Consider the following 12415-nt stretch of genomic DNA (forward strand, 5'->3'; position numbering starts at 1 on the left):
CAATGGCTCTGGACTTACAACAACGACCGCCCGAACATGGGCATCGGCGGCATCACACCCGCACAGAAATTGAAAATGGCCGCGTGAATTCTACGGATGCACCCCGTTAAAAATGGGGGGATTACCCCGGGATCAGTGGCGAGTGTCCGTCGACAAGTATGCAGTGCCTGAACTTGGTCATATGCTTGTTCAGGACATTGACTTGCAGGATGTCCTGCGTGTTCTCGAACCCATTTGGGCGACCAAGACTGTGACCGCCGACAAGTTGCGTCGCAAGCTGAATGAAATTCTTGATTATTGCACTGTGAAAGGGCACAGGGCCGGTCCTAATCCCGCGCGGTGGGATGGTAACCTCGCTTTCGTATTGCCGTCGCCAGCAGGGGTAGGGGGCGAAGAAAACTATCCGGCATTGCAGTTAAAGGACTTACCCCGGTTCTGGGCAGCGCTTTCCACGCGGGAGGGTATGGGAGCCGCAGCGCTGCGCTTCCAAATGCTCACGGCTACTCGCGCTGGGGCGATCCGTTTCATGTCATGGTCTGAGGTCGACCTCGAGAGCAAAGTTTGGACAGTTCAACCCGGTCGCAGATCGTCAAAGATCGGCCGTCGCGATGGCCCTAAACGCGTCCCATTGACTGAAGAAATGATGCAGTTGCTAACAGCACTTCCACGACAGACAGGCAGCGACCTCGTGTTTTGGGCCCCTCGTGGTGGCGCGCTATCTGATGCCACGCTTGGGAAACTGATGCGCACGATCCATGACGCAGATGTCAGGGCTGGTGGCGGAGGGTTTGTTGACGCGAAGACAGGCGAAACTGTGGTCCCGCACGGCACGCGCAGCGCGTTTAAGGTTTGGGCTTCCGAAATGACAGATTATGATTGGAATTTGTCCGAGGCTGCGCTTTGGCACAAGCTCGGCAACAAGGTTGAGCAGGCCTACGCCCGCACGGATGTTCTGGAAAAGCGCCGTGTCATGATGGCAGCGTGGGCGCGCTTTCTGTCTGAAGATCAGCAGCGTAGCGTTAAGATTGCGAGTGTGGCATGACTAACTGGCAGAACCTTTATGCCCAGCGAGACTGGGACGTGCTTGATGAGTGGTGGCGTCATTATGCTGATCGCACTGATGCACGAAAGCTCCTTGAGCGATTGCAGGCCGACGTGCCGCGCTGCACACGACAAAATGGCATGGAAACGAAACAAGAGTTTGTGCGCCCGGATGAAGCCCCCGAGCAATGGAAGGGAGCCGCAGAAATACTCTATCTGGGTGAACTTGAAGCTTTGGTGGAAGGTGAACCGAGACCAGAACCCGAAATGTGGCGCTAGCGCCGTCAAAAAATAGAGGCCGCGCTGAACTCTGCAAGAGAAGCGAAGGAGGTCACGGAAGGTGATCCCAGCCTTTCGCGTGCCGCGCACGCAAAGGACGCATTGGATGCGCTCGAAAGTGTCGACGGGCTCAGTGCCGCCATGATCCGGGAGGCACCCGCAAAAGATCGGAAATGGCTGCAAGACTTTGCGGAAGATATTACGGCACTCGCCTTCCATGCCGGTCTCGAAACCCGCGCCGCATTGGGCAAGGCTGTTGAAGCGGATGCCGTACGGGGCCTGAAAGTGGTCACCGCCGCAAGTCAGGGCGGGCATGTGCGCGTCAGAAACATGAGCCCCCTGACCGGAAAAATCATCACATTCATGAAAACTAAGATCACTAATGGCACATCAATCAGCTCGGCAGCATCTATGGCCGCAAAGGCCGGTTTGGGCACTTCTGCGGAAGCAAATCGAAGGCTTTGGAACCGATATGGTAAAAAATAGCTTGGAATGTACCCGCTACCCTTTTGCGCAAGGGCATGGTCGTGACGCGTGGCTCTTGTCCAAAGACCGAGTGTTGGCATGCCATTTGGGAGAGGTGGCAGCAGGGCAGGTGCAAGCCTAACCTGATCCGTAGCTCAAATGGTGGAATGTTCTATCGTCGCCGCCTGCGTTCTTGTATTGTTCAGGGCAATCCAGGGTCGGGGCCAATCCATGTGCAACCTCTACGCCCAAACCAAACCGCAGGATGCCCTGCGCCATGCCTTTGACCAGATCGCCGATGACGGCGCGCTGATCGAGGATCTGACGGGCAATCTGCCCTCCATGCCCGGCATCTGGCCGGACTACCCGGCGCCGATCCTGCGGCATGGCCCGCAGGGATTGCAGCTTTCCCTGGCCCGCTGGGGCATGCCGACGCCACCGCATTTTCTGGCGGGCAAGCGCACCGATCCCGGCGTGACCAATATCCGCAACCTTGCCGCGCCGCATTGGCAGCGCTGGTTGGGCGTGGCGCATCGCTGCCTTGTGCCCTTCACCAGCTTTGCCGAACCCGACAGCCGCCCCGGCCCCACCAGGGGCAAGCCGATCTGGTTCGCCCTCGGCCCCGACCGTCCGCTGGCTTGTTTCGCCGGGATTTGCACCGAATGGACCAGCACCCGCAAAGTGAAAGAGGGCGAGGTGACGGTGCAGGCCTTCGGCTTTCTGACCTGCGATCCGAACTGCGAGGTGGCGCGTATCCACCCCAAAGCCATGCCCGTCATCCTCACCCGGCCAGAGGAATGGCGCGATTGGCTGACCAAACCTTTTGACCTTGTTCGCCCCCTGCAAAGGCCGCTGCCGGATGGCGAATTGGAAATCGTGCTGGAAGCCGCGCATGAAGACCCTGCTTGATCCGCCAGCCTGCCCGCCGCTTGGCCTGCGCCCGATGCGCGTGCATGAGGCAGGCGGGCGTGGGCGGCGCAGTTTCGCGCTGTTTCAGGCGGCGCGCCATCCCGGCCCGCTGGTCTGGATCACCCCCGCCCATTTGCCCGAACAGCCCCTGCCCGCAGGCCTGCCCATGGGCGTGGCCGAACGGCTGCATCTGCTGCGCCCGGTGGGCGAAACCGACCTGCTTTGGTGCATTGAGGAGGCGCTGCGCAGCCCCGCCGTGGCGCTGGTGATCGCAGAACCGCAACAGCCGCTGTCCCTCACCGCAGGGCGCCGCTTGCAACTGGCCGCCGAGGCCGGGCGCACCACAGGCCTCTTGTTGATCCAACAGGACGGCGGCAGCGCGGCATCGGAAACCCGCTGGCAGTGTGAACCCGCGCCAGGGCCAGAGGACTCGACTCTGCATCACTGGCAGCTTAATAGGAACAAAAGAGGAACTAACGGCGATTGGATGCTGCACTGGGATGGCACGACGGCTGCTTTCCATCTGGTTTCCGAGGCTGGCAAGCGACATCAGCCTGCGGACCCGGCCCGTTGAAGGGGCCTTTGCCCTGACCCTGCGGTCGGGCAATGCCGATCACCTGCATTGCCTAAACGCTGCCGCGCAGGCGCTTGGGTTGCATCGCGGAATGGCGCTGGCCGATGCGCGCGCCATCTGCCCTGATCTGACAACTCGCCCCGCCGATCTGGCGGCTGAAGCCACCGCCCTCGCGGCTCTGCGCCGCTTTACGGGGCGCTATGCGCCGCTGGTCACGGTCGATGGGGCGGATGGGCTGATGGCCGATATCTCGGGCGTGCCGCATCTCTTTGGCGGCGAGGCGGCCTTGCGCGACGACCTGCAGGCCCGGCTGGAACGCGCAGGTCTGCATGCCCAAAGCGCCATCGCCCCCACCCGTGGCGCCGCCCATGCGCTGGCGCGCCATGGCGGCGGGATTTTGCCGGAAGGGCGGCTGCTGGAAGGCTTGGGCGCGCTGCCCGTCACGGCGCTGCGGGTCGATCAGGCCACCGCCGAGGCGCTCTCCCGTATGGGCCTGACCCGCATTGCCGATCTGGCGCATCTGCCCCGTGCACCCCTCGCGCGGCGCTTCGGGCCGGGCCTTGTGCTGCGGCTGGATCAGGCGCTTGGCGCGCAGGCCGAACCCGTCGCCGCCCCGCCCGAGGCCCCGCATTTCGGCGTGCGGATGACCCTGCCCGACCCCATCGGCCTGCAATCCGATGTCATGGCCGGGCTGGACCGCCTACTGGACCGGCTCTGCGCGCAACTGGCCGCCCATCATCGCGGCGCGCGCCGCCTGCGGCTGGATCTGCGCCGGGTGGACCGTCAGGCCAGCCAGATCGAGATCGGTCTCGCCCGCCCGATGCGCGACCCCGCCCGCATCAAGGCGCTGTTCGCCAAAGGCGTGGAGGAGGTCGACGCAGGCTTCGGCATCGACGCGCTGCGCCTCTCGGCCCCGATCACCGAACCGCTGGCCCCCGAACAGATCGGATCCACCCCGGCCCATCAAGCGGACGCGCTGGCCGACCTCCTGTCCTCGCTGGGCAATCGCATCGGCTTTGACCGCGTGCTGCGCCTGCTGCCCAGCGACAGCCTGATCCCCGAACGCAGCTTCACCCTCGCCCCTGCCGCCTATAGCCAGCCCGCCCCCAGCCCGACCCACCGCACCCGCCCGGCCATCCTCTTCCCGCCCGAGGCCGTCACCGCGACGGGCCACCCGCCCGTGCAGTTCCGCTGGCGCCGGATGCAGCTCACCACCCTGCGCGCCACCGGGCCAGAACGCATCACCCCCGAATGGTGGCTGGAGGATCCCACCTGGCGCAGCGGATTGCGCGACTACTGGCGCATCGAAACCCGCCAAGGCCCGCGCCTGTGGCTGTTTCACACACCGCAAAACCCCGGCTGGTATGCGCAGGGCGAATTTCCATGACCCGCCTTCAACCTGATCCAAATACCCCGGGGAGTGAATTGGCCGCAGGCCAAGAGGGGGGCAGCGCCCCCCATCCGTCTGGCGCCCCCGCCTATGCCGAACTCTGCGTGACCAGCAATTTCACCTTCCTGACCGGGGCCTCCCACCCCGAGGAACTGGTCACCCGCGCCGCCGAACTGGGCCTTGCCGCCCTCGCCATCACCGATCGCAATTCCGTGGCGGGCGTGGTGCGGGCCTATTCCGCGCTGAAGGAACTGGCCCGCCTGCGCACCGAGGCCGAGACTGAGACTGACAGCCACGGCCCCCCCATCCGCTCGCAACAGGTGACCGATCATTCCAGCCGCCAGACCGTGCCGCATTTCACCGGCACGACCAAGGCCCCCCGCCTGCCCGCCGCGCCCCTGCCCAGGCTGATCGCAGGCGCCCGGCTGGTGCTGACCGACAGCGCGGTGGAATGGCTGGCGCTGCCCACCGATCTGGCGGCCTGGTCGCGGCTCACGCGGCTTTTGTCCTTGGGCAAGCGCCGCGCGCAGAAAGGCGAATGCCACCTGACCCGCGCCGATCTGCTGGAATGGGGGCAAGGCATGATCCTGATCGCGCTGCCGCCCGACCCGCTGGAGCACCCCGCGCCGCCCGATCTGCAACCCATCACCCGCGCCTTTCCCGGCCAGTGCTTTCTGGGCGCCGCGCCGCGCTATGACGGGCGCGACCAACCCCGGCTTGACCGCCTTTTCCGGCTGTCGCAGGTCGCCAATATGCCGATGGTCGCCGTGGGCGATGTGCTGATGCACCGCTCCGCCCGCCGCCCTCTGGCCGATGTGCTGACCTGCCTGCGCCTTGGCTGCACCATTGATGGCATCGGCACCCGCCGCCTGCCCAATGGCGAGCGCAGGTTGAAATCCGGGGCCGAGATGGCGCGGCTGTTCGCGCGCTATCCCGCCGCCCTGCGCCGCACGCTGGAAATTGCGAACGCTTGCGCCTTCCGCCTGTCCGATCTGCGCTATCAATACCCGGATGAGGCCGCCGAGGAACCGGCGCAACAGCGCCTCGAACGCCTCGCGCGTGAAGGGCTGCAATGGCGCTACCCCGCAGGCCCGCCGCCCAGGATCGTGCATCGGGTGGAGAAGGAATTGATCCTGATCCGCGAGGTGGACTATGCGCCCTATTTCCTGACGGTGCATGACATTGTGCAATTCGCCCGATCACGCGGCATCCTGTGCCAGGGGCGCGGCTCGGCGGCCAATTCGGTGGTCTGCTATCTGCTGGGCATCACCGAAGTGCCGCCCGAAAGCATCACCCTGATCTTTGAACGCTTCATCTCCAAGGAACGCGGCGAGCCGCCGGATATCGACGTGGATTTCGAACATGAGCGCCGCGAAGAGGTGATCCAGTGGATCTATGAGCGTTACGGCCGCCATCGCGCCGGCCTGACGGCGGTGGTGATCCATTTCCGGTCCCGCGCCGCCATCCGCGAGGTGGGCAAGGTCATGGGCCTCAGCCAGGATGTCGTTGCCCGCCTTTCGGGGCAGATCTGGGGCTGGTCCTCCTCGGCGCCGAATGAGGATCGCATCCGCGATGCGGGCCTCAACCCCGAGGATCGCCGCGTGCAACTGGCCACCCGCCTGATCGCCGAGATCATCGGCTTTCCCCGCCATCTGAGCCAGCATGTCGGCGGTTTTGTCATCACCCAGGGGCGGCTGGATGAGCTGTGTCCCATCGAAAAAGCCGCGATGGAGGATCGCACCGTCATCGAATGGGACAAGGACGATATCGATGCGCTTGGCCTGTTGAAGGTCGATGTTCTGGCGCTTGGCATGCTGACGGCCATTCGCAAATGTTTTGGCTTGTTGGCGCAGCATCGCGGGCTGCGGCTCGACCTCGCCAATGTGCCCCCCACGGACGACCGGGTCTATGACATGCTCTGCCGCGCCGATGCCATCGGGGTGTTTCAGGTCGAAAGCCGGGCGCAGTTGAACTTTCTGCCCCGGATGCAGCCGCGCACATTCTATGATCTGGTCTGTGAGGTCGCCATCGTGCGCCCCGGCCCCATTCAGGGCGGCATGGTGCATCCTTTCATCAATCGCCGCATGGGGCGCGAGCCGGTCGAAGACCTTGGCCCCGCCATGATGGAGGTTTTGGGTCGCACCTATGGCGTGCCGCTGTTTCAGGAACAGGCGATGCAGATTGCGGTGGTGGCGGCGGGCTTCACCCCGTCCGAGGCGGATCGGTTGCGCCGATCCCTTGCCACCTTCAAGCGCATGGGCACCATTGGCAGCTTCCGCGACCGCTTCGTCTCGGGCATGCTGGCGCGCGGCTATGATGCCGATTTCGCCGCCCGCTGCTTTGCCCAAATCGAGGGCTTTGGCAGCTATGGTTTTCCCGAAAGTCATGCCGCCAGCTTCGCCCGGCTGGTCTATGTCTCGGCCTGGCTGAAATGCCATCACCCCGCCGCCTTCACCTGCGCGCTGCTGAACGCGCAGCCCATGGGCTTTTATGCCCCGGCCCAGCTGATCCGCGATGCCCGCGACCATGGGGTCGAGGTGCGGCCGGTTTCCGTGAACCATTCGGCATGGGATTGCACGCTGGAACCCCGCGCCGATGGGGCGCTGGCTCTGCGTCTGGGGTTTCGCCAGATCAAGAGCCTGCGCGAAGAGGATGCCGCCTGGATCGTGGCGGCGCGTGGAAATGGCTATCCCGATGTCGAAAGCTTGTGGCGCCGCGCCGGTGTCCCCCCCGTTACGCTGGAGCGGCTGGCCGAGGGTGATGCCTTCGCAGCCCTTAGCCTCAACCGGCGCGAGGCGCTTTGGGCCGCCAAGGCCCTGCGCGCGCCTGCCCCCCTGCCGCTGTTCGGGTCTGATGGTGAGGGCGGGCAGGAGCCTCAGGTCAACCTGCCACAGATGACCCTGGGCCAGGAGGTTATCGAGGATTACCTCGCCCTGCGCCTGTCCCTGCGCGCCCATCCGCTGGAGGTGATGCGCCCCCGCCTGCCAGAAAGCGTGCCGCATCAACAGCTTGCCACACGGCAAGGCCGCGTCACCGTCACCGGCCTTGTCATCACCCGCCAACGCCCCGGCACCGCCTCGGGGGTGATCTTCCTCACGCTGGAGGATGAGACCGGCACGGCGAATGTGATCGTCTGGCGCAAGGTCTATGAAACCTTCCGCAGGGCCGTGGTCACGGGCCGCCTGCTGCGCATCACCGCCCGCATCCAGCGCGATGGCCCCACCACCCACCTGATCGCCGAACGGATCGAGGATGTCTCCGCCCTGCTTGCCACACTGGGCCAGGCGCTGCCCAAGTTCAGCGACGGCCGCGCCGATGAAACCCTGCGGCCCTCCAACGGCGCCCTGCGCAGCACCGCCCGCCATCCCCGCGAACAGGCGAAAAAACTGTTCCCCAGCCGGGATTTTCATTGACGGGCATGACGCCTTTTACTTCGACCAAAGCCGTCAGCATAAAAAGAAGGGGCACCATCAACAGCGAGAAGCGGCCTGTAACCGTTGGCTCCACAAGCCTGTCAGATCGCAAGAGCCACATCGGTGCATTCACATCTAATAGCTGCGAATGTTGTCTCGTGTGGCGTCGTGTAACTGACGCTGATCTTCACCTGTACACACAGCATGTCGAACACTCGCGCAAGTTTGCAACGTGTGCATAAAATAGTTGGGACAGTGCCCGCCACTGTCCCAACTCAGCCGGTCCACGTTGCCCCCCGGCGCAATCCCGCGCCTGGAGGAGCCCTTATGGCAGAAACCTATATCAGCGATGCCCAGATCGCTGCCCGCTTCGGTGTCCACCGTTCGACACCGTGGCGTTGGGTCAAACATGACGACCAATTTCCCGCTCCGGTGAAACTTTCTCCCGGTGTGACGCGCTGGAAACTCTCGGACATCGAAGCATGGGAGAAATCCCGCTTGCGGGTATCCTGAGCCATGGCACACAAAGACGTTCAATCTGTGCCGGGGTCGCGCGTAGCGACCCCGGTTTTTGGTCGATTGCTGGTGGTTCCTGCACATCCAGCAACCGCCAACTCCTCCGAAAACACCGATTTGCGGAGAACGCCTATATATAAGGCCCGCGCGGTTCTATCGCCGTATGATGGGACGACGAGCAAGGTTTCAGACGCTCTGCCGACTGGTACGCAAGCCAAGTTCATCGCTGCTGCACTGGCCGCCGCCCGGAACGGGACGCCGTTGAACCTCCAGCTCACCCTGCGCTGGGGTAGCTTGTTCAGCGCGGGTGACGCTTTGTGGCTGCGCTGCCAGCCGACCCCAGAGCGGATCGACACTTTGCTCCAACGCTTGCGGAAGTGGCTGGACTATCGCGGCGTGCCGTCGCTTTACATCTGGGTCCGAGAGGCTGCCGGGCCGGAACATGAACATCTGCACATCGCGCTTCACCTGCCCGAGCGCTATCGCGCAAATTTCATCCGCTACATCGCGCGCTTGACCGAAGAGCCGCGCATCCGCCGCAGCCATGCGAAGACGGAGGGCGAAGTTGCGCGGGGCGAGGCGGGGTCATGGCACATCGCGCATGACACGCATCCGCAGCGGGCGGGGGTCTATCTTGCGGCTTACCTTGGCAAGGGTGAGCCTTCACAAGTCCCATTCCGCGGCCAACTGCGCAACAACACCAAAAAGCCAGTGCGCGGCATTCCCTTCGGGGGAACCGAGGCCACAGGCAAGTATGACGCGATGCAGGGCATGATCGTCGGCACGTCGAGCCGCGTGAAGCGGTTTCATATCGCGAAGACGCTGATCGCGATCTCTCTTGGCTATACCGCGTTGTCACCAAAGAACTAACGCCAGACGATCTTGCTTTCCGCGTGGTGGCGAGATCAAAAGAGATCAGGGGCTTTTGCCAAGGCTGCGCCCCTGTCCCCGCCGAACACCTGGGCCCCAATCGGCAGATGGATCGCCTTGCGTGGGAACTGCGCGCGGCAGCCCCCGACATGGCATTCCAAAATTCAGGTAGAGATTTCTGCCAACAAGGCCTCGGCTTGGGCCAGCACCCCCCGGATCGCTGCATCTTCCAGATTGGGCGGGTATCCGTATTTGCGCAGGATGCGCTTCACCAGAACGCGCAGCTTCGCCCGGGCGCTGTCGCGATGGGCCCAGTCTACCGTGACATTGGCCTTCAGCCCGACCAGCAGCTCATGCGCAATCACCTTCAGCTTGTCATCCCCCAACACCTCTACGGCGCTTTGGTTGTCGGCCAGCGCATCATAGAACGCGATTTCCTCAGGCGTCAGGCCGGTTTCCTCGCCACGGTTGCGGGCCGCGCGCAAGTCCTTGGCAAGCGCGATCAGGGTTTGCAGCACTTCGACCGTACTGACCGCATTGGTGTGATAGCGCGCAATCGCTTCCTCCAGCCGCTCTGAAAACTTGCGCGTCTCGATGACATTCGAGCGGCTGCGCGATCTGATCTCATCGTTGAGAAGCTTTTTCAGGGCTTCCAATGCGAGGTTCTTCTTCGCCATCTGGCTGACCTCGGCCAGAAACTCTTCGGACAAGATTGAAATATCCGGCGATGAAAGCCCGGCGACAGACAGGATATCGACAATCTCCGTTGACGCCACAGCGCCATTGACGATCTGGCGGATCGCCAGATCCCGGTCGGCACCGGATCGGCCAGAGGGATCGGCGGCCTTGACCATCGCCGCGCGCACCGTCTGAAAAAATCCCACCTCGTCGCGCAGGGCGCGGGCTGCATCGCTGGCCGAACACAGCGCAAAGGCCTTGGAGAGGGCCAGTACCGCATCCTGAAACCGCCGATGGGCCGCTTTCTTGGCGGCTTCACTGGTTTCTTTCTGCGCCGCCGCGTTTTGCTGCGCGAGAATCCATTCCAACGCCTCGGACAGCATCACGAGCCGCTGCTGGGGCGTGCCCGTCACACCCTCGATATAGTCAAGCCCATGGAACATTGCGCGGACCACATCCATGCGCTCCAGCAGCGCGGCGACGGCTTCGGCCTCATCAATCCCGGCTTGCGTCTGATCCGCCTGGGAATACTGGCCGAGCGCGGATTTCAGGTTCTGGGCAATGCCGATGTAATCGACGATCAACCCGGCAGGTTTGTCGCGGAACACCCGGTTCACCCGTGCGATGGCCTGCATGAGGCCATGGCCGCGCATCGGCTTGTCGATATACATCGTATGCATCGAGGGGCTGTCGAAGCCCGTCAACCACATGTCGCGCACGATCACCAGTTTCAGCGGGTCGTTCGGGTCTTTCGCGCGTTTGGCCAGCAGATCGCGTCGCGCCTTGCTGCCGATATGCGGTTGCCACGCTTCCGGGTCCGAGGCCGCCCCCGTCATGACGATTTTCACAAGCCCGGCATTGTCATCTTCCGAGTGCCAGTCAGGGCGCAGGGCGGTGATCTGGTTGTAGAGGTCCACACAGATACGGCGGCTCATGCTCACCACCATGGCCTTGCCATCCATCGCCTGCCAGCGCGCCTCAAAATGGGCCACAAGGTCTTCGGCCACCATGCGCAAACGTTGTTCCGCACCAACGAGGGCTTCGAGCGCCGACCATTTGCGCTTCAGCCGCTCTTGCTCGCTGAGGGCGTCGTCCTCTGTCAACTCCTCGATCTCTGCGTCAACCAGAGGCTTCGCCGCTTCGGGAAGCTCGATCCTGGCCAAACGGCTTTCATAATAGATCGGCACGGTTGCCCCATCTTCGACCGCGCGGCTGATGTCATAGACGTCGATATATTGGCCAAAGACGGCGGGCGTGTTCACATCGTCTTGCTCAATCGGCGTGCCGGTGAAGCCAATGAAAGATGCGTTGGGCACGGCATCCCGCAGGTGCTTGGCAAAGCCATAGGCGATGTCACCGCTTTTCTCGATCCGCGCCTTGAACCCATACTGGCTGCGATGCGCCTCATCCGCGATCACCACCACATTGCGCCGATCTGTCAGCAGCGGATAGGCCGCCCCCTTTTCCGGCGCGAATTTCTGGATGGTGGTGAATATCACACCCCCCGATGCGCGGGCGAGCGCCTTTTGCAAATCCTCCCGGCTTTCAGCCTGAACCGGCGTCTGACGGATCAGGTCGCGGCACATCGAAAAGGTACTGAACAACTGGTCATCTAGATCATTGCGGTCGGTGATGACGATGAGGGTCGGGTTTTCCATCGCCGGTTCGCGGACCAATTGCCCGGCATAGAAGGCCATCAACAGGCTTTTGCCCGAGCCTTGCGTGTGCCAGATCACCCCGGCCTTGCGGTCGCCATCGCCACGGCTGGCCCCGACCGTGCTGGCCACGGCGCGTTTCACGGCGTGGAACTGGTGATAGCCTGCGATGATCTTGGCCAGCCCGCCCGGCGTTTCGCCAAACACGGTAAAATCCCGCATCAGCGACAGGAAGCGTTCTCGCGCAAACACGCCCTCGATCAGCACCGACATTTCCGGCGTGCCTTTGGGGGCCACCGCGCTGCCATCCACGGTGCGCCACGGCATGAAGCGTTCCAGATTGGCGGTCAACGAGCCGATCCGCGCCAGCACCCCGTCCGTGGTGACCAAAACCGCATTCGCGCGGAACAGCGACGGGATTTGCGCCTTGTAGGTCTGCAACTGGTTGAAGGCCGCGCCCAGCGTTGCCGCCTCGGCCCCGGGTTTCTTCACCTCGATCTGAACCGCGCCGGGTTTGCCGGAGGCTCCAACTCCTGAGTAGGATGGAGCATCATGAGCAAGACGACGAACAAGTTTTCCCCTGAAGTGCGCGAGCGGGCGGTGCGGCTGGTCTTCGACAACGAAG

10 protein-coding genes are annotated in these 12415 nt (G+C 63.4%); 9 read left to right on the forward strand and 1 reads right to left on the reverse strand.

Translation table 11 applies throughout. The features are described 5' to 3' along the window. The first annotated feature begins 112 nt into the window (after positions 1-112). The 9 genes from FOA17_RS06630 (at position 113) to FOA17_RS06670 (ending at position 9457) form a co-directional block, all read left to right on the forward strand. Entirely contained in the window at positions 113-1042 is a 930-nt protein-coding gene (locus tag FOA17_RS06630) for a tyrosine-type recombinase/integrase (RefSeq protein ID WP_149140708.1), read from the forward strand. After that, the gene (locus tag FOA17_RS06635) at positions 1039-1320 is read left to right on the forward strand and encodes a hypothetical protein (protein ID WP_149140709.1); all 282 of its coding nucleotides are present in this window, start codon (positions 1039-1041) and stop codon (positions 1318-1320) included. Before FOA17_RS06630 ends, FOA17_RS06635 begins: the two co-directional genes overlap by 4 nt. A 102-nt stretch (positions 1321-1422) precedes the next feature. Further along, the gene (locus FOA17_RS06640; RefSeq protein ID WP_149140710.1) at positions 1423-1806 is read left to right on the forward strand and encodes a hypothetical protein; all 384 of its coding nucleotides are present in this window, start codon (positions 1423-1425) and stop codon (positions 1804-1806) included. Positions 1807-2016: 210 nt separating this feature from the next. Continuing rightward, the gene (locus FOA17_RS06645) at positions 2017-2694 is read left to right on the forward strand and encodes an SOS response-associated peptidase (RefSeq protein WP_149140711.1); all 678 of its coding nucleotides are present in this window, start codon (positions 2017-2019) and stop codon (positions 2692-2694) included. Next, a complete protein-coding gene (locus FOA17_RS06650; RefSeq protein WP_238991753.1) occupies positions 2678-3268 on the forward strand; it encodes an ImuA family protein in 591 nt (196 codons plus the stop codon). Before FOA17_RS06645 ends, FOA17_RS06650 begins: the two co-directional genes overlap by 17 nt. After that, on the forward strand, positions 3195-4655 hold the full coding sequence (locus tag FOA17_RS06655; protein ID WP_149140712.1) for a Y-family DNA polymerase: 1461 nt from the start codon (positions 3195-3197) through the stop codon (positions 4653-4655). The genes FOA17_RS06650 and FOA17_RS06655 overlap by 74 nt, the downstream gene beginning before the upstream one ends. Next, positions 4652-8071 (forward strand): error-prone DNA polymerase, encoded by a 3420-nt coding sequence (locus tag FOA17_RS06660; RefSeq protein WP_149140713.1) that lies wholly within the window; start codon positions 4652-4654, stop codon positions 8069-8071. The genes FOA17_RS06655 and FOA17_RS06660 overlap by 4 nt, the downstream gene beginning before the upstream one ends. 327 nt (positions 8072-8398) lie before the next feature. After that, positions 8399-8584 (forward strand): helix-turn-helix transcriptional regulator, encoded by a 186-nt coding sequence (locus tag FOA17_RS06665; RefSeq protein WP_149140714.1) that lies wholly within the window; start codon positions 8399-8401, stop codon positions 8582-8584. Positions 8585-8587: 3 nt separating this feature from the next. After that, a complete protein-coding gene (locus tag FOA17_RS06670) occupies positions 8588-9457 on the forward strand; it encodes a rolling circle replication-associated protein (protein WP_149140715.1) in 870 nt (289 codons plus the stop codon). Positions 9458-9621: 164 nt separating this feature from the next. Here the strand turns inward: FOA17_RS06670 and FOA17_RS06675 are convergent, their stop codons facing one another. Beyond that, positions 9622-12282 (reverse strand): type I restriction endonuclease subunit R, encoded by a 2661-nt coding sequence (locus tag FOA17_RS06675; RefSeq protein ID WP_203232282.1) that lies wholly within the window; start codon positions 12280-12282, stop codon positions 9622-9624. Positions 12283-12415 lie beyond the last annotated feature (133 nt).

The sequence above is a fragment of the Gemmobacter caeruleus genome, from assembly GCF_008271655.1.
Taxonomy (GTDB): Bacteria; Pseudomonadota; Alphaproteobacteria; order Rhodobacterales; family Rhodobacteraceae; genus Gemmobacter; species Gemmobacter caeruleus.